The sequence below is a fragment of the Pseudonocardia parietis genome (genome assembly GCF_017876315.1).
Taxonomy (GTDB): domain Bacteria; phylum Actinomycetota; class Actinomycetes; order Mycobacteriales; family Pseudonocardiaceae; genus Pseudonocardia; species Pseudonocardia parietis.
On sequence record NZ_JAGINU010000001.1, the window covers coordinates 4,720,058 to 4,744,373 of the forward strand.

Annotated in this window: 20 protein-coding genes; 6 read left to right on the forward strand and 14 right to left on the reverse strand. The window is 73.5% G+C overall.

Annotated features, from left to right (window positions below; genetic code table 11):
• The first annotated feature begins 231 nt into the window (after positions 1 to 231).
• A complete protein-coding gene (locus JOF36_RS22300) occupies positions 232 to 918 on the forward strand; it encodes a tyrosine-protein phosphatase (RefSeq protein WP_210030468.1) in 687 nt (228 codons plus the stop codon).
• Positions 919 to 934: 16 nt separating this feature from the next.
• Here the strand turns inward: JOF36_RS22300 and JOF36_RS22305 are convergent, their stop codons facing one another.
• The 8 genes from JOF36_RS22305 to JOF36_RS22340 form a co-directional block, all read right to left on the reverse strand.
• Positions 935 to 3,451, reverse strand: a complete 2,517-nt coding sequence (locus JOF36_RS22305; protein ID WP_210030470.1) for a Tex family protein — start codon at positions 3,449 to 3,451, stop codon at positions 935 to 937.
• Between the two features lie 72 nt (positions 3,452 to 3,523).
• Positions 3,524 to 4,156 carry a TetR/AcrR family transcriptional regulator gene (locus JOF36_RS22310; RefSeq protein WP_210030471.1) on the reverse strand — a complete coding sequence of 211 codons (633 nt, stop codon included), beginning with the start codon at positions 4,154 to 4,156 and terminating at the stop codon, positions 3,524 to 3,526.
• A gap of 44 nt (positions 4,157 to 4,200) precedes the next feature.
• Positions 4,201 to 4,821 (reverse strand): TetR/AcrR family transcriptional regulator, encoded by a 621-nt coding sequence (locus JOF36_RS40310; RefSeq protein ID WP_210030474.1) that lies wholly within the window; start codon positions 4,819 to 4,821, stop codon positions 4,201 to 4,203.
• Positions 4,818 to 5,363 carry a DUF4334 domain-containing protein gene (locus JOF36_RS22320; RefSeq protein ID WP_210030476.1) on the reverse strand — a complete coding sequence of 182 codons (546 nt, stop codon included), beginning with the start codon at positions 5,361 to 5,363 and terminating at the stop codon, positions 4,818 to 4,820. Before JOF36_RS22320 ends, JOF36_RS40310 begins: the two co-directional genes overlap by 4 nt.
• 63 nt (positions 5,364 to 5,426) lie before the next feature.
• Entirely contained in the window at positions 5,427 to 6,320 is an 894-nt protein-coding gene (locus JOF36_RS22325; RefSeq protein WP_210030478.1) for a PLP-dependent cysteine synthase family protein, read from the reverse strand.
• On the reverse strand, positions 6,317 to 7,516 hold the full coding sequence (locus tag JOF36_RS22330; RefSeq protein WP_210030480.1) for an aromatic ring-hydroxylating oxygenase subunit alpha: 1,200 nt from the start codon (positions 7,514 to 7,516) through the stop codon (positions 6,317 to 6,319). The genes JOF36_RS22325 and JOF36_RS22330 overlap by 4 nt, the downstream gene beginning before the upstream one ends.
• Positions 7,513 to 8,685, reverse strand: a complete 1,173-nt coding sequence (gene solA, locus JOF36_RS22335) for an N-methyl-L-tryptophan oxidase (protein ID WP_210030483.1) — start codon at positions 8,683 to 8,685, stop codon at positions 7,513 to 7,515. The genes JOF36_RS22330 and solA overlap by 4 nt, the downstream gene beginning before the upstream one ends.
• The gene (locus tag JOF36_RS22340) at positions 8,682 to 11,231 is read right to left on the reverse strand and encodes a GcvT family protein (RefSeq protein ID WP_210030485.1); all 2,550 of its coding nucleotides are present in this window, start codon (positions 11,229 to 11,231) and stop codon (positions 8,682 to 8,684) included. Before JOF36_RS22340 ends, solA begins: the two co-directional genes overlap by 4 nt.
• Positions 11,232 to 11,582: 351 nt before the next feature.
• Here JOF36_RS22340 and JOF36_RS22345 point away from each other — a divergent pair, with 351 nt between their 5' ends.
• Both JOF36_RS22345 and mntA read left to right on the forward strand, forming a co-directional pair.
• Positions 11,583 to 13,010 carry a serine/threonine-protein kinase gene (locus JOF36_RS22345; RefSeq protein ID WP_210030487.1) on the forward strand — a complete coding sequence of 476 codons (1,428 nt, stop codon included), beginning with the start codon at positions 11,583 to 11,585 and terminating at the stop codon, positions 13,008 to 13,010.
• Between the two features lie 95 nt (positions 13,011 to 13,105).
• Positions 13,106 to 13,507: a type VII toxin-antitoxin system MntA family adenylyltransferase antitoxin gene (gene mntA, locus JOF36_RS22350; RefSeq protein ID WP_210030489.1), complete on the forward strand. Its 402-nt coding sequence runs from the start codon at positions 13,106 to 13,108 to the stop codon at positions 13,505 to 13,507.
• A gap of 39 nt (positions 13,508 to 13,546) precedes the next feature.
• Here mntA and JOF36_RS22355 read toward each other — a convergent pair whose 3' ends face one another.
• Positions 13,547 to 14,791: an MFS transporter gene (locus JOF36_RS22355; RefSeq protein ID WP_210030491.1), complete on the reverse strand. Its 1,245-nt coding sequence runs from the start codon at positions 14,789 to 14,791 to the stop codon at positions 13,547 to 13,549.
• Positions 14,792 to 14,987: 196 nt separating this feature from the next.
• On the opposite strand from JOF36_RS22355, the gene JOF36_RS22360 reads away from it, so the two are divergent.
• Complete coding sequence (locus JOF36_RS22360) at positions 14,988 to 15,749, forward strand: enoyl-CoA hydratase/isomerase family protein (protein ID WP_210030493.1); 762 nt, start codon at positions 14,988 to 14,990, stop codon at positions 15,747 to 15,749.
• A gap of 10 nt (positions 15,750 to 15,759) precedes the next feature.
• Positions 15,760 to 16,785 (forward strand): glycoside hydrolase family 183 protein, encoded by a 1,026-nt coding sequence (locus JOF36_RS22365; protein ID WP_210030494.1) that lies wholly within the window; start codon positions 15,760 to 15,762, stop codon positions 16,783 to 16,785.
• A gap of 129 nt (positions 16,786 to 16,914) precedes the next feature.
• Here the strand turns inward: JOF36_RS22365 and JOF36_RS22370 are convergent, their stop codons facing one another.
• The 4 genes from JOF36_RS22370 to JOF36_RS22385 all read right to left on the reverse strand — a co-directional run bounded on the left by JOF36_RS22370 (position 16,915) and on the right by JOF36_RS22385 (position 21,282).
• Entirely contained in the window at positions 16,915 to 17,775 is an 861-nt protein-coding gene (locus JOF36_RS22370; RefSeq protein ID WP_210030495.1) for an ABC transporter ATP-binding protein, read from the reverse strand.
• Positions 17,769 to 18,884 carry an iron chelate uptake ABC transporter family permease subunit gene (locus JOF36_RS22375; protein ID WP_210030497.1) on the reverse strand — a complete coding sequence of 372 codons (1,116 nt, stop codon included), beginning with the start codon at positions 18,882 to 18,884 and terminating at the stop codon, positions 17,769 to 17,771. Before JOF36_RS22375 ends, JOF36_RS22370 begins: the two co-directional genes overlap by 7 nt.
• The gene (locus tag JOF36_RS22380) at positions 18,881 to 19,957 is read right to left on the reverse strand and encodes an ABC transporter substrate-binding protein (RefSeq protein ID WP_210030499.1); all 1,077 of its coding nucleotides are present in this window, start codon (positions 19,955 to 19,957) and stop codon (positions 18,881 to 18,883) included. Before JOF36_RS22380 ends, JOF36_RS22375 begins: the two co-directional genes overlap by 4 nt.
• Before the next feature lie 125 nt (positions 19,958 to 20,082).
• Complete coding sequence (locus JOF36_RS22385; protein ID WP_210030501.1) at positions 20,083 to 21,282, reverse strand: cysteine desulfurase-like protein; 1,200 nt, start codon at positions 21,280 to 21,282, stop codon at positions 20,083 to 20,085.
• Positions 21,283 to 21,398: 116 nt separating this feature from the next.
• Between JOF36_RS22385 and JOF36_RS22390 the strand changes: the two genes are divergently transcribed.
• The gene (locus tag JOF36_RS22390) at positions 21,399 to 22,685 is read left to right on the forward strand and encodes a L,D-transpeptidase (RefSeq protein ID WP_210030503.1); all 1,287 of its coding nucleotides are present in this window, start codon (positions 21,399 to 21,401) and stop codon (positions 22,683 to 22,685) included.
• Here JOF36_RS22390 and JOF36_RS22395 read toward each other — a convergent pair.
• Positions 22,678 to 24,285 carry an AMP-binding protein gene (locus tag JOF36_RS22395; RefSeq protein WP_372447399.1) on the reverse strand — a complete coding sequence of 536 codons (1,608 nt, stop codon included), beginning with the start codon at positions 24,283 to 24,285 and terminating at the stop codon, positions 22,678 to 22,680. The two genes, JOF36_RS22390 and JOF36_RS22395, sit on opposite strands and share 8 nt — an antisense overlap.
• Positions 24,286 to 24,316 lie beyond the last annotated feature (31 nt).

Below are 24,316 nucleotides of genomic sequence, written 5' to 3' on the forward strand. Positions count from 1 at the left end.
GCGACTCTCGCCCGCTCCCAGCCCGCCAGGCCCGCGCGCGGCAACTCGTCGTGGTGCCGTGAACCCAGACCTCCGGGGCTCGCGGCCGCGCATCCTCGCCGGCGGCCGTCGAACGTTCATTCTTCCACGTCCGAACCGGACGCGTACGGCGGGGGCAGGGTGATCGAGGCCACCGATGCCCCTGGTCACGCGCATCGGCGTGCCGAACGGGTGATCCCCGACCCTGGACGGGTGACCGCCTTCCTCACCCGCGGCGCGGCCGGACGACCGGCCGACCTGCGCGACCTCGGCGGTACCCGCACCGATGACGGGTACCGGATACGTACCGGGGTGCTCTACCGGTCGGGCGCCCCGCGACCCGGTGTCGTCCGTCCCGCGCACCGTCCCGGCCTGCCCGAGGGCTCCGCCTGGCCACCCGCGACGGTGATCGACCTGCGCCCCGACGCCGGTGCCGCCGGGGACCACCCGCTCGCCGGCGTCGCCGACGTCCGTCCGGTCCCGCTGGGCGCCTCCCTGCTCGGCGCGGGTGCGGGCGACGAACTGGTCCGGATCGTGCGGATCGTCGCCGACGCACCCGCTCCGATACTGGTGCACGGCGGAGCCGGCCACGACCACACCGGCCTCGTCCCGGCGGTGCTGCTCGCTGCACTGGGTGTGCCGCGCGCGACGATCCTCGAGGAGTACGGGCGCCCCGCGCACGACCCGGCGCCCCCGTGGATCCGGCTGCGGCGCAGAGGGTCTCAGGAGCCCGAGCACACGCCGCGGCCGCGGGTCGGCACCGCGACGCCGGCGGGCGTGCTGGACGCTCTGGACGCGCACGACGACGGCGTGCCGGGGGGCCTGCGTGACGCCGGTGTGTCCGACGGCGACCTGCGCCGGCTCGCCGAGCGGCTGCTGGAGCCCGATCTCCCGGCCTGATCGGGCTCCAGGGGTCTCAGCCCTTGCCGAAGCCGGCGCGGCGCAGCGCGTCGGCCATGGCGTCGTTCGCCGGGGCGGGGCGGCCGCGGTCGTTCCCGGCGCCGCGACCACCACGACCGTCGCCCTTGCCGCCGGAGTCGCCCTTGCCACCGGGCTTGCCGCCGCCCGTGCCGCCGCTCTTGCCACCGCGGTCGTTCTGCGGGCGCCCGCCACCACGCGGGCCGCCCCGGCCGCCGCTCTCGCCGCCGCCCCGGCCGCCGTGCTCGCCGCCTGCGCGGCCCCCGCGCTCGCCGCCGCCCTGGCCGCGCCCGCCACCGCGCTGCTTGTCCGCGCCCGGCTCGTCGTCGAGGCGCAGCGTCAGCGAGATCCGCTTGCGGGCCTCGTCGACCTCCAGGACCTTCACCTTCACCACGTCGCCGGACTTGGCGACGTCGCGCGGGTCGGACACGAAGTCCTTGCTCATCGCCGAGACGTGGACCAGACCGTCCTGGTGCACGCCGACGTCGACGAACGCGCCGAACGCGGCCACGTTCGTCACGACGCCCTCGAGCAGCATGCCGACCCGCAGGTCGGAGATCTTGTGCACGCCCTCGGCGAAGGTCGCGGTGCGGAAGGCGGGGCGCGGGTCGCGGCCCGGCTTCTCCAGCTCGGTGAGGATGTCGGTGACGGTCGGGAGGCCGACGGTGTCGTCGACGTACTCCTTGGGCTTGATCTGGTGCAGCCGCGCGGCGTTACCCATCAGCTCGGAGACGTCGATCTTGGTGCGCTCCACCATCTTCCGGACGACCGGGTAGGACTCCGGGTGGACGCCGGTCACGTCCAGCGGTTCGTCTCCACCGCGGATGCGCAGGAAGCCCGCGCACTGCTCGAACGCCTTCGGGCCGAGCCGGGCCACGTCGGTGAGCGCGCCGCGGCTGCGGAACGGGCCGTTCGAGTCCCGGTGCGCGACGATCCCGGTCGCGAGGGTCTCCGAGATCCCGGACACCCGGCGCAGCAGCGGCGCCGACGCCGAGTTCAGGTCGACGCCGACGGCGTTCACACAGTCCTCGACGACCGAGTCCAGCGACCGCGACAGCGCCGACTCGGGCAGGTCGTGCTGGTACTGGCCGACGCCGATGGACTTCGGGTCGATCTTGACGAGCTCGGCGAGCGGGTCCTGCAGCCGGCGGGCGATCGAGACGGCGCCGCGCAGCGACACGTCCATGTCGGGCAGCTCGGCCGACGCGTACGCCGACGCCGAGTACACCGACGCACCCGCCTCGGAGACCATGACCTTGGTCAGCTTCAGGCCGGGGTTCTGCTTGATCAGCTCGCCGGCCAGGGCGTCGGTCTCCCGGGACGCGGTGCCGTTGCCGATCGCGACCAGCTCGACCGCGTGCTTCGTGCACAGCGCGGCGAGGGTCTTGAGCGCGCCCGCCTTGTCCTTGCGCGGCTCGTGCGGGTAGATCACCGCGGTGTCGACGACCTTGCCGGTCGCGTCGACGACGGCGACCTTGACGCCGGTCCGCAGGCCCGGGTCGAGGCCGATGGTGGCCCGCGTGCCGGCCGGGGCGGCGAGCAGCAGGTCGCGCAGGTTCACCGCGAACACGCCGATCGCGCCCTCCTCGGCGGCGGTGCGCAGCCGGACCCGGATGTCGATGCCCAGCGCGGTGAGCAGCCGGGTGCGCCAGGCCCAGCGGACGACGCCGAGCAGCCACGCATCCGCCGGACGGCCCCGGTCCGCGATGCCGTACTCGGCGGCGATCAGGCGCTCGTACGGGTTCGGCTCCTCGTCGGCGTCACCGGCGTCGAGGGTGATGTCGAGGGCCTCCTCGGCCTCGCCGCGGAAGGCGGCGAGGATCCGGTGCGACGGCAGCGTGGTGAACTTCTCGGAGAACTCGAAGTAGTCGGAGAACTTCGCCGCGGCCGGGTCGTCCTCCTTGCCCTCGCGCACCTTCGTCACGAGCCGGCCGCCGGCCCACATGCGCTCGCGCAGGCCGCCGACCAGGTCGGCGTTCTCCCCGATCCGCTCGACCAGGATCGACCGGGCGCCCTCCAGCGCGGCGCCGGCGTCGGCGACCTGGTCGTTCACGTAGCCCGCCGCCTCGGTGTGCGGGTCGAGGGCCGGGTCGCCGAGCAGCGCGTCCGCGAGGGGCTCGAGGCCCTGCTCACGCGCGATCATCGCCTTGGTCCGGCGCTTGGGCTTGAAGGGCAGGTAGATGTCCTCGAGCCGGGCCTTCGACTCCGCGGCCCAGATCCGGCCCTCGAGGGCCTCGTCGAGCTTGCCCTGCTGGCGGATGGAGTCGAGCACCGTCGCGCGGCGATCCTCCAGCTCACGCAGGTAGCGCAGCCGCTCCTCGAGGGTGCGCAGCGCGACGTCGTCGAGACCTCCCGTGGCCTCCTTCCGGTAGCGGGCCACGAAGGGGACCGTCGAGCCCTCGTCCAGCAGGGCCACCGCGGCCCCGACCTGGTTCGGCCGGGCGCCGAGCTCGTCGGCGATCCGCTGGTTGATCGAGCGATGCTGCTGGGTGTCGGGGAGAACCGTGCCTGTCACCGCACCATCGTCGCGAACGGGGTCCCGGTGGCGACCGCCGGGTGGGTGGTCTGCGGCGGTGAACCGCCCGCGTCACCGGTCGCGGGGGGCCGCGTCCCCGGTGTCGGCCGCGAGCCCGCGCACCAGCGCCATGAGGACCCGGGAGAGGAGATCCGGCGCGACCACGTCCGGGTCGAGCCGGACCTGCCGCAGCAGCCCCTGGTAGAGGGCCATCACCACGGTGGCGAACTCCTCGTCGGACATCCCGATGTCCACGCCGATGTGCCCGCGTTGCTCGGCGAACGTCCGGCTGGTCTCGTGCCGGGCCGCGGCCTCGTACTCGACGAGCGCGCGCCGCAGGGCGGGGGTCCGCATGGCCGAGACCCAGGTCTCGGCGTCGAGCAGGGTCCGGCGTCTCGATCCGGCCGCCTCGTGCAGGATGTCGTCGGGTGTCGAGACGCCTTCGGCCAGGCCGACCGCCATGCCGTCGCGGACCCGCGCCACGTCCCGGGCGAGGTGCTCGGACATCAACGCCTCGAACAGTTCCTGCTTGCTGCCGAACCGGCTGTAGATCGACCCGACCGACACCCCGGCGGCGCCCGCGATCTCGTCGACGGAAGCACCGGCGTACCCCTGTTCGGCGAACACCTCGGCGGCCGCCTCGAGCAACCGCGCGCGGGTGCGGGCCGCCCCGTTCCGGAGCGGCCGGTGTCGATCCTGCGCCACCGTTCCTCCCCCGGCGCCGGCGTCGATGGTCCCGCCGGATCCTGCTACAGATCAGGTCCGAAGTCCCGCGCCCTTCCACTGTCCGGAAAGGACCGTGCCGCACCGAGCGCCGGGAGCACGACGACGGCCACGTAGTCCCGCAGGTACGCGGTGTCGACAATGGGATCGGGCCCGCCCAGCAGCGACGGCGCCAGCACGGCTCCGGTGAGCAGATGCTGCAGGTACCGGGTGGCCGGGGGTTCCGCGGGCAGCTCCCGCCGCCGCACCGCACGGGCCACGATCGCCCGCAGCGCCTCGACCTCCGGCAGCAGCCGGGCGGACAGCGCCGCGAGCAGCGCCGGGTCGTCCTGGCCCGCCCGGGCGATCCCCAGCACGATCGGCACGTTCTCCGTGGCCCGCTCGGCCAGCATGTCCGCGACCGCGCCGAGGTCGCCGGCCAGCGACCCGGTGTCGATCCGGCCGAACGCGATTCCGCTCTGCACGGACACCGCCTCGACCACGAGCGACGCCTTGTCGCCCCACTGCCGGTACAGGGTCGCCTTGCTGGTGCGGGTGGCGGCGGCGATCGCCTCGACGGTCGTCTCCTCGAACCCGCGCTCGGCGACGATCCGGCGGGTCGCGTCGAGCACCTCGCGCCGCCGCTCGGCCGGAAAGCGGCTGCTCACTCCCGGCGCAGGAAGAACATGAACGGCTGCTCCAGGCCACGCATGTCCATCGCGCCGAGCAGCGTGTCGCCGTCGACCCTGCGGAAGGCGTCGAGGATCGGCAGGTCGTCGTAACACATGGTGGCGCTGTCGACGTCGCGGTAGCGGGTGAGCCGCAGCCGGGCCTTCGGGGCGCGGGTGCCGAGGGCCGGGCCGAGCACCCGCGCGGCCCTGGCCAGCGCCGGGTTGCGCAGCGCGGCCGGGTACCGCAGCAGCGCCGGTAGCGGGAGCAGGCCCGGGTTCAGGCTGAACGTCCCGCCGCCTGCCCGGTCCATGACCAGTGGATGGACGTCCTCGGGCGAGTCGAAGCGCTTGCCGTGCCAGCCGAACCGGCCGAGCAGCCCGTCCATCGGGTTGCCGGTCGGGATCTCGCCGCCGGTCCACCGGCCGAGCAGCTCCTCGACGGTGACCGCGGGCAGCCCGTCGAAGAACGCCAGCGCCTCGCCGATCGTGGCGCCGTGCTCCAGGTACCGGAGGGTATCGGCCGGGGCGGTGGTGGTCATCCGGAACTCCTGTCATCGAAACGGGTTCGTTTCGATGCCACCGTACCGTCCGGCGCCGAGCGCTCAGGCCGCCGACGGGTGGGCGAGCTGCTCGGACAGGTACTTCTCGCCCTCGTCGCCGGCGACCGTCACGACCGTGGCGCCCGGGTGCGCGGCGAGCCACCGGCGCGCGGCGACGAGGTGGGCGCCGGTGCTCGGGCCGACGAACAGCCCGAACGTCCGGGCGAGGCGGGCCGACTCGGCGAGCGCCTCGCCGTCGTCCACGGCCACGACGTCGGAGATCTCGTGCCGGTGCCGGGCCACGATGCCGGGAACGAAGCCGTCGGAGATCCCCTCGATCCGGTGCCTGCCGATCTCACCGCAGCACAGGGTCCGGGATCCGGACGGTTCCACCCCCAGCAGCACGCACCCCGGCGCGACCGCCCGGAAGGAGCGCCCGACCCCGACCAGGGTGCCGCCGGTGCCGATCCCGCAGACCAGCGCGTCGGGCACCGCGGGCAGACCGGCCAGGATCTCCGGGCCCAAACCGGACGCGTTCGCCTCGACGTTCCACTCGCCGTCGAACTGGCCGGGATGGAACCAGCCGTCCTGCTCGCCGAGCGACCGGGCGAGCCCGAGCGCGTCGGTCACGTGGAAGTCCCCCACCTCGACGACCTCGGCCCCGAACGCCCGGGAGATCGCGGTCCGCTCCGTGGACAGCCCGGCTGCGGTCACGACCACCATCCGGTAGCCGAGCACGGCCGCGACCATCGCCATCGCGTTGCCGGTGTTGCCGGAGGTGGCCTCGACGATCGTGTCGCCGGCCCGCAGCCGCCCCTGCTCGGCAGCACGGGTGATCACGTACCGGGCCATCCTGGCCTTCACCGAACCGGACGGGTTGAGGTGCTCGCACTTCACCCAGACGCCGTCCACCCGGATCAGCGGCGTACGCCCGACGGCGTCCAGAATGGTGCTCACGCCGCACCCCCGTTCCAGTCCTCGTAGGACACGTCGGCGACCCCGGGCAGGGTGGCGATCTCACCGAGCATCGTGCGGACCCAGGTGTGGAACTGTTCGATGTGGTGCTCGGTCGGGACCAGCACGCCGCCGCCGGCGTAGGCCCGCGACGCCATCCCGTGCTGGCAGCGCTCGCAGGCGTCGAAGTCCTGGCGGTTGACCCGGTCGAACAGCTCCACCGACCCCGATACGTCCACACCGGACTCGATCACCCCCGGTTCGAAGAGCCAGTCGCACTCGACGACGGTGCGGTCCGGCCCGGTCGGGAACATCCGGTGCACGATCACGTGGTCGGGCACCAGGTTGAGGAACACCTGCGGCAGCACGGTGACGGCGAAGTACCGGCGGTCCTGGTCGTCGTCGATGCCGGGGAGCCGTTCGTGCCCGGCGGAGCCGTCGACGGTGAACCCGCCGACCCGGTCCCCCATCCGAGCGCCGTGCCCGACGTAGTACTGCGCCGCCCAGCCCTGCGCGAACTCCGGCAGCACACCGGTGAGCTCGGGGTGGATCGTCGCGCAGTGGTAGCACTCCATGAAGTTCTCGACGACGAGCTTCCAGTTCGCCCGCACCTCGTAGCTGATCCGCTTGCCGCGCACCAGGTTCTCGATCCCGTACCGGTCGACGGCGGCGGGGTCGCCGAGCCGGCCGGCGACGACGTCGACCACCGTCTCGTCGAACGACGGCGGTTCGTCGGCGAGGCAGACCCAGACGTAGCCGAGCCACTCGCGGACCGCCACCGTGACCAGCCCGAGGTCCTCCTTGCGCACGTCGCGCATCCTCGGCAGGTGCGGTGCGCCGACGAGCCGGCCCTCCAGGTCGTAGGACCAGGCGTGGTACGGGCAGCGGAAGGTCCGCCTGACCTGCCCCTCGGTCTCCACGCAGAGCCGCGCGCCGCGGTGCCGGCAGACGTTGAGGAAGGCCGTCACCGCACCCTCGCGGCTCCGGGTGACGATCACCGACTCGCGTCCGACGTCGACGGTGCGGAACATCCCGGGTTCGGCGACGTCGGCGCAGGCCACCGCGCAGAACCAGCGGGCCTCCAGGATGTGCTCGGCCTCGGCGTCGAACGTCGCGCGGTCGGTGTAGGAGCTGCCGGGAAGGGTCGGGCGCAGGCTCGGGCCCCGGTCGGCGTCGGGCTCGCTGCCGGTGGTGGTCATGACGCGTACTCCCTGTACGAGCGCCCGGCCGGGCCCGCCGAGCGAGCCTCCGCCCGGAGCGCGGGACGGGTGGGATCGAACAGGCCGATCGGGTGCGGGGTCGCACCGTCGGCCACGAGGTCGGCGACGATCTCGCCGACGACCGGCACGAACTTGAAGCCGTGCCCGGAGAACCCGCACGCGAGCACCACGCGCTCCTGCGCCGGGTGCCGGCCCAGCACGAAGTCGTGGTCCGGGGTGCACTCGTAGAGGCAGGTCTTGGCGCGGACGAACCGGTGCACCGCACCGGGCAGGTGCCGGGACGCGAAGTCCGCGATCCCGGTGACCTCCGTGTCGTGCACGGTGCGGTCGACCGTCTCCGGCGTGCACGGGTCGCCGCCCCGGAAGAACGCCAGCTTCACCAGCCCGTCCGCGTCGAGCGGGAAGCCGTAGACCTGCCGCGCACCCACGCCCTCCCAGATCCACACCGGGTGGCCGTCGAACGCGGCCGGGTCGTCGGGCTCGAACCAGAACTGGACGTAGCGCTCGGCCCGCACCGGCAGCCCGAGCAACGGCCCGGCCCATGCTCCGGGTGCGACGACGAGCCGGTCGGCCTCGAACTCGCCGCGGTCGGTGGTGACCCGGACGCCGGTCACGGTGGAGCTCCAGCCCAGCACGGTGACGCCGTGGCGAAGCTCGGCGCCGCCGCGTGCGGCCAGTTCCAGATGCGCGGTGACGCTCCGTTCCGGGTGCACGACGCCTGCCCGGTCCTCGACGACGGCGACCTCGTCACCGGCCGGGGTCATCGTCGGGAACCGGTCCTGGATCGCGGCCGCGTCGAGCAGTTCGTGCTCCAGGCCCCACCGGCGGGCGCTGGCGAGCGCGCCGGCAACGGTGGGCCCGCCGGGCCGACCGGCCCAGACGCCGCCGACCCAGCGGACCACCTCGTGGCCGCTCTCGGCCGCGGTGCGGTCCCACAGCTGCGTGGCGCGCCGCAGCAACGGCACGTAGGCCGGGTCCTCGAAGTAGGCCTGCCGGGTGATCCGGGAGCCGCCGTGCGAGGACCCCTGGTCGTGCGCGGGGCCGAACCGGTCGAGCCCGAGGACCCGCAGACCACGCGCCGTGAGGTGGTGCGCCGCGGCACTGCCCATCCCGCCGAGACCCACGACGATCACGTCGAATCCGGTCATCCCCCCGCACCCGCCGTCCGCATGCGCGACCCGGTCGGGTCGAACAGCGGCCCCTCGACGACCCGCGCGGTGAGGCGGCGGCCGAACAGCTCGACCGCGACCCGGGTGCCGGGGACGGCCCGTTCGGCGGGCAGCCAGGCGTAGGCGATCGCGGCGCCGCACGGGTGACCGGTCGCGGCGCTGGTGATGCGGCCGATCGCATCCGGCGGGCCCGGTTCCAGCTCGTCGACCGGTACCGGCTCGCGGGTGAACCGGCGCGCCTGCGGGAGGTCGTACACCGGTTCCTGTCCGAACAGGACGGCGCCGGCGTGGTCGAGGACGAGCGTCGCGAGGACCTCGGCGGGCGGGCCCGCCTCCCGGGCCGCGTGCACCGCGGCCCGGCCGACGAACGGGCCCTTGTCCATGGCGACGGCGAACCCGAGCCCGGTGGCGTCCGGTCCGTGCTCCGGGGAGATGTCGGTCCCCTTGGCGCGGAACCCCTTCTCGATCCGCAGCGCGTCGAACGCGAGCCGGCCGGCGGCGATCAGGCCGTGCCGGGCGCCGGCGGCGTGCACGATGTCCCACAGCCGTTCGGCGTCGGTGGCGGCGCAGACGAGCTCCCAGCCGTACTCCCCGACGTAGGACACCCGCAGGCCGGTCACCGGCACCGGGCCGACGGCGAACTCGGCGGCCCGGAAGAAGCCCAGGCGCCCGGCGTCGTCGGGGATCAGTCCGGTGAGGATCTCGCCGACCTTCGGGCCCCAGACCCCCAGGCACGCGGTGGCCCCGGTGACGTCGGTGATCTCGACGCTGTCGCGGGCGTACCGGTGCAGCGCGGCCACGTCGAGCCGGTCGGCGACGGCGACCAGGAACCGCTGCGGCCCGAGCCGGGTGACGGTGAGGTCGGCCAGCACACCACCCGTCGCGTCCAGCATCAGGGTGTAGACGACCCGGCCGGCCGGCCGGTCGATGTCGTTGGTGACCAGGCGCTGCAGGAACTCCACCGCACCCGGGCCGGTGATCTCGAGCCGCCGCATCGGAGAGAGATCGAACATCCCGGCCGCGCGGCGGGTCACCAGCGCCTCCGCCCCGGCGACCGGCGACCAGTTCCGCGCCGCCCAGCCCTCGCGCCGGGGGACCTCGCAGACCTCGGGCAGCCAGGCGTTCGCCTCGAACCACAGCGGCCGCTCGAGGGCTCCGGCCTCGGTGAACACGGCACGAAGCTCGACCTGACGGGAGTGGAACGGCGTCGTCCCGATCGGCCGCGCGACGCTCGGCGGGTCGAGCGGGTGGATCACGTCGTAGACCTCGTCGAACGCGCGACAGGACCGGGCCAGCACGACGGCCGGGTCGAGTGCGGCGGGATCGAAGCGGTCGACGTCGGCACCGGACAGGTCGATCGGCTCACCGTCCAGCGCCGGACGTCCGGTGGTGATCCACTCCGCGACGGCTTCGGCGACCCCGGCCGAGTGCGTGATCCAGACGGCCTCGGCGGTCCAGAACCCGCGCAGCCCAGGGTGCTCGCCGAGCAGCGGCAGGCCGTCCGGGGTGAAGGAGAAGACGCCGTTGACGCCCTCCTCGATCTTGGCGTCGCCGAGCACCGGCAGCAGCGCCACGGCGGCGTCCCACGACGGGTCGAAGTCATCAGGGGTGAAGCGGCGCTCGGACGGCATGCTCGCGCCGGGGTCGGGGACGTCGAGGTCGCGCGAATCCATCGGCATGGCCCGGTGGCCGTAGGCACCGATGCCCAGGCGGTGGCCGTGCGGCCGGAAGTACAGGTCGGCGTCCTGGTGGCGCAGGATCGGCAGCGACGGGTCGGCCGCCCCGGAGGCCGACTCCAGCGCGTGGATCGCCTCCAGCGCGCCGAGCGGGTTGGTCCGCACGTACTGGTGCGCCATCGGGACCAGCGGGATCCCGACGCCGGCCAGCTCACCGACCGCAGGCCCCCACATCCCGGCGCAACAGATCACCAGGTCGGCCGGGAACGACTCGGCGCCGCACCGGACGCCGGTGGTGCACCCGCCCCGCTGCTCGATCGCCGTGACCTCCCGGTGTGCCAGGAACACCGCGCCGCGCCCGGTCGCCGCCTTCGCCTGCACCCGCGCCGCCGCGACCGGCAGCGCGGTGCCGTCGGCCGGGATGTGCAGCCCGCCGAGGATCCGCTCCTCGGCCAGCAGCGGATGCAGCCGCGCGCACTCCCCCGGTTCGAGGACGCGCGACCGGATGCCGGCGGCGGACGCCCAGCCGTGCCGCCGGTGCAGGTCCGCGAGCCGTTCCGGAGTGGACGCGACCTCGAGCCCGCCGACCTGGTTCAGGCACCGGACGCCGTCCTCGGACAGGCTCGCGTACTTGCGGACGGTCGCGGTCGCGAGCCTGGTCATCGGCCGGGAGGACGAGGTCTGGAAGACCAGGCCGGGGGCGTGGGAGGTCGAGCCGCCGGTGTGGAACAGCGGGCCCTTCTCCAGGACGGTGACGCGGGTGTGGCCGCGCCGGGTCAGTTCGTCGGCGAGTGCGCAGCCGACGATCCCGGCTCCGATGATCACGATGTGTGGGGTGGTGGGCGCCATGGCGGTCTCCTGCGTGCGGATCCGAGTGCTCGCGCGGTGCATTCGAGTACGTCGTCGTCGCGCAGCACCCGATGCCCCGCCGGGCGGGGCACCTACACACGGATCGAGCCGGCGGCCACCATCAGTCCGACTGCGCGTGTTGCCTCATGTGCAACGTCGATGTACCTACCGCAACACGGTGCAGCGCGCGGGGACCCCGTGTCAATAGCGCGTCGACCAGCGGATACCAGCATCTCCACCGCCGCCTCGCGGCACCCGGCGCGGCACCGCGACACACCGTCTCCTGTTAACGGCCGAGCCGCGGCCGCCGATCATCGGGTGGGCGAGGGGCGCCCGGAACGCGAGGACGTGATGACGACCGACGAGTGGCTCGGTGACTACCGGCTGGACGGGCTCCTGGGCCGCGGCGGGATGGGCGAGGTCCACCGGGCCGTCGACACCCGCAGGTCGCGATCGGTCGCCCTGAAGGTCCTGCGCGCCGACGTCGCCCAGGACCCCGGGTTCCGGGAGCGCTTCCGGCGCGAGGCGGGCGCGACGGCCGGCCTGCAGAGCCCGCACATCGTCCCGATCCACGACTTCGGGGAGATCGGCGGCCGACTCTTCATCGACATGCGGCTCATCCACGGCACCGGCCTCGACGCGATCCTCACGCACGGGCCGCTCCCGGTGAACCGCGCCGTCGCGATCGTCGGGCAGGTTGCCGAGGGGCTCGCCCACGCCCACGAGCACGGGGTGCTGCACCGCGACGTCAAACCGTCGAACATCCTGCTGACACCGTCGGACTTCGTCTACCTCGTGGACTTCGGGATCGCCTCCCGGCCCGACAACAGCGAGCCGGGGCTCACCGCCACCGGGATGACGATCGGCACCTGGGCCTACATGGCGCCGGAGCGGTTCGACGCAGGTCCCGTCGACCAACGGTCCGATGTGTACTCGCTGGCGTGTGTGCTCGCGGAGTGCCTGCTGGGTCGGCGCCCGTTCGACGGCACGGGTCCCGCCTCGGTGATGAAGGCCCACCTGGTCGCCGAGCCGCCGCGTCCGTCGCGGGAGCGGCCGGACGTCGGGCCCGCGCTCGACGAGGTGCTCGCGCGTGGCATGGCCAAGGACCCTGCCCGGCGGTACACCTCGGCCCGCGAGTTCGCCGCGGCCGCGGTCGCCGCGATCTCCGGCCCGGTCGCCGCGGTCCCCGGCCCGACTGCCGCGATCTCCGGCCCGGCTCCGACGCGGGCGTGGCCGGCCGCGGCGCCCCCTGCGCCCACCGGCACGGGCGCTCCTGCTGTTCCGATCAAGGAGCGTCGTGGTCGAATCCCGCTGATGGCCGGTGCGGGAGTCGTGGCGCTCCTGCTCGCCGTCGTCGCCGGGATCGCGCTGGGCCGTATGGGAACGGAGCAACCGCCGGCCCAGACCCCGGTCGCCGGCGGCGCCCCCTCGACCGCACAACCGGCCCCGCCGCCGGCCCTGCCCTCGGCCCTACCGGCAGCCGGCTCGGGGGCTTCCGGCTACACGTACACGATCGACGGCAACTATCCGGCCCACCTGATCTACACCGACGCCGAGGGCGATCGGATCACCGCGGGCGAGACCCCGGCCCCGTGGTCGCTCGCCTTCGACACCTCCGCGTGGGGCGCCGACGCCCGGCCCATGCTCTCCGCGTTCACGATGTCGTCGCGCGGCGATACCTACCTCGAGTGCACGATCACCGATGCCGAGGGCCGGGTCGTCGCCAACCAGCGCAAGGAGACCGCGAACGCCGCCGTGTCGTGCATGAGTTTCGGCTGACGAGCCGCACACCACCCGGCCACGGCGGGTCGCTGCGCGGTCGGGCGCCGCGCGGCGACCCGAACCAGGCCGCTGTCGCAGGTACCCTGCCGAGCATGGACGAGCGACCGGCGCACCAGGTGTTCGAGGACGCCGGCGTCCGGTTCGCCTACCTGTTCGGTTCCCGGGCCGGCGGTAACGCCCGCCCCGACGGCGACGCCGACATCGCGTTCGTCGCACGATCCCCGCTCGGCCTGCTCGATGAGGCGGCCCTCGCCGACCGCCTGGCCGTCGCGCTGGAGGTCCCATCGGTGGACCTCGTCGATCTCGAGCGCGCGCCGCTGGTCCTCGCGGGCCGGGTCCTCACCGTGGGCCGGACGATCTTCAGCGCCGACGAGCCCGGGCGGGTCGAGTTCGAGGTGCGCACCCGTGCCGAGTACTTCGACTTCCTGCCCTACCAGCGAGAACACCGCGACGCGTACCTTCGCCGTGTCGCCGCCGGGCACGCCCGCGCCTGACGGTCCCGCGCAGAGCGGAGCCAGAACCCCCAGCGGGGGTCAGCGCAGGACGGAGCCCTTCGTCTCGGGCAGCGTCAGGATCGCGAAGAAGGCGATCGCGGCACCGACCGCGACGTAGACGAAGAACAGGATGGCCAGGCCCGCCTGCTGCAACGACGTCACGACCAGCGGCGCGGTCCCGCCGAACACGGCGACGGTCAGGTTGTACCAGGCGCCGATGCCGAGGCCGCGGATCGAGGTCGGGAGCAGCTCGCTCATGATCGCCGGCGCGATCGACGTCATCATCGTGTAGAGGCTCAGGCCCACCGTGAACACCACGAACATGTTCCAGAACCCGGGTCCGATGAGGAACGACAGCGGCACGACCAGGATCGCGGTCGACGCCGACCAGATCAGCAGCTGTGGTTTCCGGCCGTAGCGGTCCGCGGCCGCGCCCATCGGGTACTGCAGCAACACGAAGATCAGCGTCGCGACCGACAGCGCCAGGAAGACCTCGGTCGCGTCGGCACCGCGGGACGTCGTCGCGTACGGGGTGAGCGCGGAGAAGAAGGTGTAGTAGCAGAGCGTGGACAGCAGGGTGAAGCCGACGAGCTGCGCCACGGCCTTCGGGTGCTCACGCAGCGTCAGCATCAGCGGGTTCTTGATCTTGGCCGCGGCTTCCTTGTTCTCCTCGAACTGCTCGGTCTCCGACATCTGCCGGCGCATCCACAGACCGATCAGGCCGAGGATGCCGCCGATGATGAACGGGACCCGCCAGCCCCACGAGGCCAGCTGCGCCTCGGTCAGGTTCGCCGCCAGCACGAAGCCCAGGAGCGAGGCGATCAGCACGGCCGTGCCGGTCGAGATGTAGAAGAACGACGAGTAGCGGCCGCGCCGCTCCGGCGGGGCGATCTCGGCCAGGTACGCCGACGCGTTCGACACCTCGCCGCCCAGCGACATCCCCTGCGCGATCCTGGCCAGCAGCAACAGCACCGGCGCGAGCCAGCCGACCATCTCGAAGGTCGGGAGCAGGCCGATCACGACCGATCCGCCCGCCATCAGCAGGATCGTGATCAGCATCGCCGTGCGACGGCCGTGCAGGTCGGCGAACCGGCCGAGGATGAAGCCGCCGAGCGGGCGGAAGAAGAACGCGAGCGCGTAGGTCGCAAGCGTCGAGATCAGGGCCAGGGCCGCATTGTCCGGCGGGAAGATCTGGGTCGCGAAGTAGATCGAGAACGTCGCGTAGATCGTCCAGTCGTACCACTCGACGGCGTTACCGATGGACGCCGCGATGAGCGTCCGCACCGGCAACTGGTGACGCTCCGTAGCCCCGGTGGTCGGAGTTCGAGCCACGATGCCCCCTACTGTCCCAACGACGGTCGGCGAAGAGTAACCGGACTGGTTCCGTCGCGAAAGCGGGAGGACCGGGGTCGCGACTCGCCACGGCGCACCACGACTGGTAGTCCCGGGAGTCGATCGACCGACCTGAGGAGTCCGCTTGATGCCGCTGCCCGACCCGACCGGCCTGCCCCTCGTGCACGACGACGGCGGTGTCCGCACCATCACGCTGAACCGCCCGGAGCAGGCGAACGCACTGCGCCTCGAGGACGTCGACGCACTCGCCGCGGCCGTCCGCGACGCCGGCGAGGCGACCCGGGTGATCGTCCTGACCGGGGCCGGGGAGCGGGCGTTCGGGGCCGGGATGCACCTGGACGTCTTCCGCGACGCCGCACCCGGGGACGGCCGGGCGATCATCTCCCGGCTGGCGGAGTGTCTGCGGATCGTCCGGACCGCACCGGTCCCGACGATCGCCCGGCTGAACGGCGCCTGCATCGGTGCGGCCTTCGAGCTCGCGCTGGCCTGCGACGCGCGGGTCGCGCACGCCGGCGTCCGGGTCGGTCTGCCGGAGGTGAAGCTGGGCATCCCGTCGGTGGTGGACGCCGCGCTGCTGCCGCACCTGCTCGGTCCGACCCTGGCGCACGAGCTGATCCTCACCGGTGACCTCTACACGCTGCCGGAGCTCGGAGCGGACCGGCTGGTCAACCGGCTCGTCGAGACGCCGCAGGAGCTGGACGCGGCCGTCGCCGGGCTGGCCGCGAAGCTCGCCGCACCGACCCGCGAGGTGATCGCCGCGCAGAAGGGGCTGTTCGAGACCTGGCGCAACCGGGGCATCCGCGACTCGGTGGACGCCAGCGTCGACGTGTTCGCCGAGGTGTTCGCGCTGCCCGTCACCCGGGACGCGATCGGCGGATACCGGCCGTAGGGTCGCGCCCATGGCCGTCACGACCAAGATCGCCGACCTGACCGGTCCCGGCTACACCGACCGCTTCGGGATGGGCGGAACCGACCTCGGGATCGTCGCGACCGCGCCGGACGGACGGCTGGTCGCGGTCTTCGGGGACACGTTCGACCGGGCCGGTGTCGGTGGGCCCGGGTGGCGCTCCCCCGTCGTGTTGTTCGCCGACCCGGACGGCTTCCGGTCCGGCCTGCGCTGGACCGGGTCCGGCGGCGACACCGCCGACTACGCCTGCCGGCTGGTCGACAAGCCCACGACGAACTGGTTCCGCCTGCACAAGCGGGTCACCACGATGCTGCCCGCCGACGTGATCACCATCGGCGACACGATGTACCTGCACGTGATGGGCAACAAGGGCCTGGGCAACGTGCTGTGGAGCGAGATCATCGCCTCCCGCGACAGCGGTGTGACCTGGGAGCGGACCGGCTGCAGCTGGCCCGGTGAGCACTGCGACGGCCTGTTCCAGCAGCTGACCTGGTACCTCGACGACGACGGGTACGTCTACGCCTACACCACCGGTTTCCAGCGCCGCGACGGCCTGTTGCTGCACCGGGTCCCCGCGGACCGGATCACCGATCCTGCCGCCTGGGAGCCGTGGGGCTTCGCCGGCGAGCGCTGGGACTGGGGCAACCCGCCGACCCTGACGATCCCGGGCGCGTTCGGGGAGCTCAACCTGCGCAAGGTCCCCGGCCCGGACGGGCGCGAGCACCGCCTGCTGATCTTCTTCGACGCCGGCAACTACCGGATCGACGCGATGCTGCTCGACGCGCCGAACGCCGACCTGCACCGGGCCCCGCGCACCACGCTGCTGCACGGCTGCGGCTGGGACGACGAGGACCACGGCACCGGCCGGGTCGCGCAGCTCTACGGCGGCTACGTCGTGCCCGGGTCCACCCTGGACGACCTGCACCTGGTCGTCAGCCAGTGGAACACCGCCACGAACTGGCCGTACCGGTCGATGCAGTTCCGCACCGACGCCTCCGAGCTCCTCCGCCCACGGTAGCCCCGGTAGCCCAGCTAGCCCCGGTAGCCCGCCGGCGCCGCACGAAGGGCACCGGAGAGCAGTTCGATCACGCGTCGGGTGCTCTGCCGTACCCCTCGCGGGCGCGTCACCCCTCGCGGGCGCGTTCGATCACGGCTGCCGGAGGCGTTCCTCGCGCAGCCGGAACGTCCCCGACCCGGGCTCGAACTCCAGCTCGTCGGTGTCGAACGCCGCACCGATCGCACCGGACGCGGCCAGCTCGGCGGGCGTGCCGGTCGTCATCGCCCCGGAGCCGTCGAGCAGCCACGCCCGGTCCGCCAGCCGCAGGGCCAGCTCCAGGTCGTGCGTGGACAGCAGGATGCACAGGTCCTGCTCGCGGGCGAGCCTGCGCAGCAGCCCGAGCAGCGCGACCCGGGCGGAGACGTCGAGGAAGGCGCTGGGCTCGTCGAGCAACAGCAGCGACGGCTGCTGGGCCAGCGCCCTGGCGACCATCATCCGCTGCCGCTCCCCGTCGGAGAGCCGCCCCAGCGGGCGTCCGGCGAGCGGGCGGGCGCGCACGGCGTCGATCGCGGCGTCGACGGCGGCCTCGTCATCGGGCCCGAGGATGCCGGCGGCGCCGGTGTGCGGCAGCCGCCCCAGCTCGACGACGTCCCGCCCGGTCAGCAGGCCGGGATCCGGGCGGTCGGTGAGGACGACCCCGACCCGGCGCGCGCGCTCGGCGGGCCGCAGCCCGAGCAGGTCGTCCCCGTCGAGCGCGGTCGAGCCGGCGAGAGCGGGCTGCAGCCCGGCGAGGGTCCGCAGCAGGGTCGACTTGCCCGCCCCGTTCGGGCCGAGCAGCACGGTGAGCTCACCGCGCCCGGCCACCGCGTCCAACCCGGTCAGCACGGTGCTGGCCCGCCCGCGCCGCAGCGTCCCCTCGGCCTGGTGGCCGACTGCCAGCCCGGACAGCGCCAGCCCGGCCCGGCCCGGTACCGCGGTGCCGGGCGTCGCCACAGCCTCCCGGCTCACCATGCGCGTCCTCCCAGTCGCCGCGACCGCAGCAGGACCGCGATCACCACCGGCGCCCCGACCAGCGAGGTCACCACGTTCAGCGGGATCACCGTCCCCACCCCGGGCGGATGCGCCACGACGGCGCAGGCCAGTCCGATCGCCGCGCCGGTCAGTGCGGTGGCCGGGATCAGGATCCGGTGCCGGGAGGTCCCGACCGCGGCCCGGGCGAGGTGCGGCACCGCGATCCCGAGGAAGCCGATCGGCCCGCAGAACGCCGTCACCGTCCCGGCGAGCACGGCGGCGACGACCAGCACCGCGGCCCGCACCCGGGCCACGTCGACGCCTGCGGTGCGGGCGTAGTCGTCGCCGAGCAGCAGCCCGTCCAGCGGCTTGGCCAGCAGCGCGACGCAGAGCAGCCCGACACCGACGATCACCGCGATCAGCGGCAGCTCGGAGCGGGCCACGCCGCTGACACTCGCCAGGCCCCACAGCAGGAACTGCTGCGCGGTCTCCGGGTTGGTCCACACCAGCAGCAGGCTGACCACCGCGCTGATCACCGAGCCGAGCATCACGCCGATCACCAGCAGTGCGGTCACCGAGCGCGCGAAGCGGGACAGCAGCAGCACCAGGCCGAGCACCAGCCCGGCGCCGAGCGCGGCGGCGAGGACCATGCCCAGCCGCCCGCCGGGCGCCGGTCCGGCGCCGAGACCGCCGGTCGCGAACGCGCCCGCGGCGGCGCCACCGACGCCGATCGTCGTCACGAGGGCCACGCCGAGCCCGGCGCCCGCACTGACCCCGAGGACGTACGGCTCGGCCAGCGGGTTGCGGAACAGGGTCTGGGTCAGCAGGCCCGCCGTGCCGAGCGCGGCCCCGGCGAGCGCGGCCGTCACCGCGCGGGGTATCCGCAGGTCGGTGACCAGCAGGTCGAGCCGGGCGTCCGGGGCGCCGACGCCGAGCAGCGCCGACAGCGTCCGGCCGAGCGGGATCACCACCGAACCGGTCGATACGGCCAGCGCGAACAGCACCACGACGGCGACCACGAGCGCGCCGACCGCGACCGCCGTCCGGCCACCGGAGCGTTCGGCAGGCCGGTCCGCGCGTTCCCCGACCGTGGTGTCCGCACCCGTCATCCGACGGGCACCTGGCGGTGGTAGACGAACTCGTGGCCGGGCATCAGCTCCGGGTGCAGGATCGCGACGAGATCGGCGAGCATCTCGTCCGGGTGCAGGACGCCGCGCTCGTAGACCTGGTTGCCGCCGGTCGGGCCCATGAACTTGTCCTTCGTCCAGACCTGTCCGCCCGGGCCCGCGGCGGCGAGCGCGGTCAGCCGCGGGTCGGTGGCGGCGATGTCCGCGGTGGTCTCCCACGGCCCGTCGGCCATCCAGATACGGGCGTCACCGTCCTTCGCCAGCACGCTCTCCAAGGTCTGTGCGCTCTGCCCGGTTCCCGCGGACTCGAGTCCCGACCAGGTGGCGCCCGCGTCGCGGAACAGGATCCCGGCCGTCGAGTTCCCGTTCGGGACGTTCCAGGTTCCCTGATACGGCTGGCCGGCGACGATCGGGGTGGGCTCGACGCCACGCACCCGGTCGGCGAACGCGGTGTAGCGCTGCTCGATCCCGGCGAACGCGGCGGCGGCCTCGGCGTCGCGACCGGTCAGCGCCCCCAGCACCTTGATCCACTCGGCCTGGCCGAGCGGTCCGGTCTCGAGGTAGTCGGCCCAGCCGACGACCGGGATGCCGGCCGCGCGCAGCGTGGGGAACGCCGCGTCGTCGGTCCCGCCGCTGAGCAGCACCGGCGGCGCCGCGGTGACGACCTGTTCGCCGTCGATGGTGCCGTTCGTCGCGAAGTCGACCGTCGCCCCGGACTCGACGTGCTGACGCACCGCCGGGTCGCTGATCAGGTCGCCCGCCCCGACCCCGGTGAGCCGGTCCAGCACGCCGAGCTCGGTGACCATCGCGATCGGGGTGGTGGACTGCATGAAGAACCCGTCGACGGGGGTACGCACGACCGGTGCGTCGGCCAGCTCGGCCGGGAGCGCAGGCTCCCCCTGCGCGCAGCCGAGCAGCACGACCGACTGTGCGGGCCCGCCCGGGTAGGGCTGGTGGACGGTCAGCACCCGGTAGCCGTCACCCCCGGTGATCTCGACGTTGGACGCGTGCGAGAACGGGACGTCCGAGGTGGGCGCGGGCTCGGTGCCGGGCACGCACCCCGCGGGGGCCTCCGGTGGCGCCGTCGCGGGGGCCGAGCATCCGGCGAGGAGGAACAGGGGAAGCAACGCAGCCGCGAGCCACCGAAGGCAATTCACCTGAACAGCTTCTCATACGATGATCAGGCGCCGACGAAGCCGGACAGGGCGTCCAGGAGGCGGTCGACGTCGTCGTCGTCGGTGTAGCAGGCCAGGCCGATCCGCAGCGCGCCCGTGTCGCCGAGGCCGAGCCGTCGCGAGCACTCCAGCGCGTAGAACGACGACGACGGCGCCGCGATCCGCCGTTCGGCCAGGTAGCGGTAGGCCTCGGCAGGGTCGCGGTCGTCGACGGTCACCAGCAGGGTCGGGGTGCGCGACGCCGCCCGGGAGCGGATCGTCACACCGGGCAGGTCGGCGAGGTGGTCCTCGATCCGCCGCCGCAGCGGTTCCTCGTGGGCGTGCACCGCCGCCAGTGAGGTCAGCAGCCGGGCCCGCCGGTCCCCCGAGGCCTGCGTGTCCAGGCCCGCGAGGAAGTCGACCGCGGCGGTGGTCCCGGCCAGCAGCTCGTAGGGCAGGGTGCCGAGCTCGAACCGCTCCGGGACGGCGTCGGTGGAGGGCAGCAGCTTGGCCGGGTGCAGCGTCTCCAACAGCGCGGGGTCCGCGGCGAGCACCCCGCAGTGCGGTCCGAGGAACTTGTAGGGCGAGCAGGCGTAGAAGTCCGCACCCAGCGCGGGCAGGTCCACCGCGGTGTGCGCGGTGAGGTGCACGCCGTCGACCATCAGCAGCGCACCCGCGGCGTGCACCTGCTCGGCGATCACCGGCACGTCCGGACGGGTGCCGACCAGGTTGGACGCGCCGGTCACCGCGACCAGGCGGGTCCGGTCGCACAGCAGCGGACCGACGTCGTCGAGCTCGGTGGTGTCCGGGTCGAAGTCCAGCCACCGCACGGTCACCCCGGCCGCCTCGGCGGCGATCACCCACGGCCGGATGTTGGCGTCGTGGTCGAGCCGCGTGACGATGATCTCGTCGCCCGGCGACCAGGTCGCCGCGAGGGTGCGGGCGAGATCGAAGGTCAGCGCGGTCATGCTGCGCCCGAACACGATCCCGCGCGGGTCGGCCCCCAGCAGGTCGGCCATCGCGGCCCGGGCGGCGAGCACGATCGCGTCGGCCGACCGCTCGCCGCTGGTGACCGTGCCGCGGTTGGCCAGCGGCGAGGTCAGCGCGCCGGCCACCGCACCGGCCACGGAGTCGGGCACCTGGGATCCGCCCGGCCCGTCGAAGTGCGCGATCCCGGCCCGCAGTGCGGGGAACCGGCTGCGGACGGCGGCGACGTCGTAGCTCATGAGCGCAGCCTGTCATCCGGTCACGCAGCCGTGGTTGCCGACTTCTCGCGCTCGGTGATCCGATAGTGACGTGTCGGTGCCCCCATGTGGGTGAGCGGTAGGCGATGATCGGACGCATGCCGAGGTCCTGGGAGAGCGCCCGCGGCCGGCACACGCCACGCCGGCGGCGCCGCTCGCTGCATCGCCGCACGCTCGGCAGGTTGGCCGCGCTGCTGGTCGTGCTGGCCGCGCTGGTGGCGGGTGCGACCGCGGCCGTCGCCGAGGGCCGGATCGGGGACACGATCGCCCGCAACCTCGCCGGGGCCGTCGACCGCCTGCGACCGGAGCCGGCCGCACCTCCGGTCCCCGCCGTGCTGACGACGACGCCGCGGCCCGGCTCGCCGGTCGGTCCCCGCGATCCCGCGACCGCCGAGGTCAGCACCGGCCGGCTGGAGGGCGTCACGCTCGTCGGTGACGACGGGCCCGTCGCGGGAACGCTCTCCCCCGACGGCCGCACCTGGACCAGCACGGCCCCGCTGGACTTCGCCACCACCTACCGCTGGTCCGGCACCTGGACGCTCGACGACGCGACCCGCCGCCCGGTACCCGCCGACGCGTTCACCACGGTCGACCCGGCGGACACGATCGAGGCGACCATGAACATCCGCGACGGTGCCGAGGTCGGCGTCGGCGCCCCGGTCGCGGTCAGCTTCCCGGCGAACCTGTCCGACGCGGCCAGGGCCACCGTCGAGCGGGCGCTCACCGTGCAGACGTCGGAGCCGGTCGAGGGCGCCTGGGCGTGGCTGCCCGACGACGCCGACGGCTCCCGCGTGCACTACCGGCCGAAGGAGTACTGGCCGTCGGGCACGCAGGTCCGGGTGCAGGGCGCGCTGCGCGGGCTTGACCTCGGCGACGCGGGTTGGAGCACCGAGGACCTCGACCGGTCGTTCACCGTGGGCACCGAGCGGATCGTGAGGGCGGACACGCGCAGCCACCAGATCACCGTCGTCGAGAACGGGCAGGAGGTCGCCCGCTACGACGCGTCCTACGGGCTGGAGTCCGACCCGAACCGGGTGACCCGCTCGGGCGTGCACGTGGTGATGAACAAGTCGCAGAAGGTCCTGATGACCAACGAGGCCTACGGCTACGTCGACCAGCCGCAGTACTGGGCCGTCCGGATCTCCAACAACGGCGAGTACATCCACGCCAACCCGTCGTCGTCGTACGCGCAGGGCAACCGCAACGTCAGCCACGGCTGCATCAACCTGTCCACACGCGACGCCAAGGCGTTCTTCGCGACGGTGGTCTTCGGCGACCCGGTCGAGGTCACGGGCAGTTCGGAACCGCTGACCCGCCAGGACGGGGACTACTACGACTGGACGATCCCGTGGCAGGAGTGGACGGCGATGAGCGCCCTCACCTGATCCGCCGCTCCTGCCCCGCCCACGCCGCATCGCGCAGCACGAACTTCTGGATCTTGCCGGTGGAGGTCCGGGGCAGATCGGTGAACACGACCCGCTTGGGCGCCTTGAACCGGGCGAGCCGCGACCGGACGTGCTCGACGATCTCCTCCTCGGACGCCGTCGCACCGTCGCGCAGCGTCACGTAGGCGGCCGGGACCTCGCCCCAGCGCTCGTCCGGGATCGCGATCACCGCCACCTCCAGGACGGCCGGGTGGTCGGCGATCGCCTGCTCCACCTCGACGCTCGCGATGTTCTCGCCCCCGGAGATGATGACGTCTTTGGAGCGGTCCCGGAGCTCGACGTAGCCGTCGGGGTGCATGACGCCGATGTCACCGGTCCGGAACCAGCCGTCCGGAGCGGCGTCGCGGGTGGCCTGCTCGTCGTGCAGGTAGCCGAGCATGACGTTGTTGCCACGCAACGCGATCTGCCCGGTCGTCAGGCCGTCGGCCGGGGCGTCCGCGCCGTCGTCGATGATCACCCGGACCGCCTGGGCGATCATGTTCCCGACGCCCTGGCGGGCCTTCATCCTGGCCTGGGTCCCACCGTCGAGATCGTTCCACTCCGGGCGCCAGTCACAGATCATCGCCGGCCCGAACGTCTCGGTGAGCCCGTAGAGGTGGGTGACCTCGAAGCCGAGCTCGGCCATCCGGCGCAGGATCGCCGGACTCGGCGGCGCTCCCCCGGTCGCGACCCGCACCTTCGTCGTCACCGGCCCCGCCTCCGGCGCGTAGGCGATCATCGACAGCACGGTGGGGGCGCCGTTGAGGTGGGTGACGCCGTGGTCGCGCACGAGCTCCCAGATCCGGGCCGGCTCGACCTTCGGCAGGCAGACGTGCGTGGCCGCGGCCGCGGTGACCGCCCACGGGAAGCACCATCCGTTGCAGTGGAACATCGGCAACGTCCACAGATGCACCGACGACGGCGACAGCCCCGTGTGGCCGACCATCGCCAGCGCCTGCAGGTAGGCGCCGCGGTGGTGGTACATCACACCCTTGGGGCTGCCGGTCGTCCCGGACGTGTAGTTGATCGACAGCAGGGCGCGCTCGTCGTCGGGGATGACGGCGGTGGGCTCGCCCCAGGTGATCAGGCGCTCGTAGTCGTCGCCGACCCGGACGGTCTGCGGCGGTGCCTCCAGCCGGCCCAACGCGTCGGCGACCAGGTCGTCGAACACCGGGTCGTGGACCAGCACCGAGGCGTTCGAGTGCTCCAGGATGTAGGCGACCTCGCCCGCGGCGAGCCGGGTGTTCACCGCGACCAGCGGGACGCCGGACCACGGCACGGCGTAGGTCGCCTCCAGCCCGACGTGCGTGTTCGGGACCAGAACCGCCACCGGACGTCCGGCGTGGATCGCGGCCAGCCCACCCGCGAGCTTGCGGCAGCGCTCGTGCAGCTCGGTGTAGGTGAACCGCTGCTCTCCGTCGACGACCGCGACCCGGTCACCGTGCGTGGCCGCGGCCCGGTCCAGGAACGACGTCGGGGTCAGCGGTTCGTACGACAGCGACATCAGGTCCGTGGGGACACCTGCGGGGTGGGGCGAAACAGCGACGGCACCGTCGGTCATGCCCGCAGCCTTCCCGCGGACGACGCCGCAC

Bases quoted from the DNA above. Each gene is read 5' to 3' on its own strand.
- JOF36_RS22360 (WP_210030493.1), top strand. From the start codon at position 14,988: ATGCCGCTGCCCGACCCGACCGGCCTGCCCCTCGTGCACGACGACGGC.
- JOF36_RS22385 (WP_210030501.1), bottom strand. From the start codon at position 21,282: ATGAGCTACGACGTCGCCGCCGTCCGCAGCCGGTTCCCCGCACTGCGG.
- JOF36_RS22390 (WP_210030503.1), top strand. From the start codon at position 21,399: ATGCCGAGGTCCTGGGAGAGCGCCCGCGGCCGGCACACGCCACGCCGG.
- JOF36_RS22320 (WP_210030476.1), bottom strand. From the start codon at position 5,363: ATGACCACCACCGCCCCGGCCGATACCCTCCGGTACCTGGAGCACGGC.
- JOF36_RS22370 (WP_210030495.1), bottom strand. From the start codon at position 17,775: ATGGTGAGCCGGGAGGCTGTGGCGACGCCCGGCACCGCGGTACCGGGC.
- JOF36_RS22340 (WP_210030485.1), bottom strand. From the start codon at position 11,231: ATGGCGCCCACCACCCCACACATCGTGATCATCGGAGCCGGGATCGTC.
- JOF36_RS22365 (WP_210030494.1), top strand. From the start codon at position 15,760: ATGGCCGTCACGACCAAGATCGCCGACCTGACCGGTCCCGGCTACACC.
- solA (WP_210030483.1), bottom strand. From the start codon at position 8,685: ATGACCGGATTCGACGTGATCGTCGTGGGTCTCGGCGGGATGGGCAGT.
- mntA (WP_210030489.1), top strand. From the start codon at position 13,106: ATGGACGAGCGACCGGCGCACCAGGTGTTCGAGGACGCCGGCGTCCGG.
- JOF36_RS22345 (WP_210030487.1), top strand. From the start codon at position 11,583: ATGACGACCGACGAGTGGCTCGGTGACTACCGGCTGGACGGGCTCCTG.
- JOF36_RS22395 (WP_372447399.1), bottom strand. From the start codon at position 24,285: ATGACCGACGGTGCCGTCGCTGTTTCGCCCCACCCCGCAGGTGTCCCC.
- JOF36_RS22375 (WP_210030497.1), bottom strand. From the start codon at position 18,884: ATGACGGGTGCGGACACCACGGTCGGGGAACGCGCGGACCGGCCTGCC.
- JOF36_RS22330 (WP_210030480.1), bottom strand. From the start codon at position 7,516: ATGACCACCACCGGCAGCGAGCCCGACGCCGACCGGGGCCCGAGCCTG.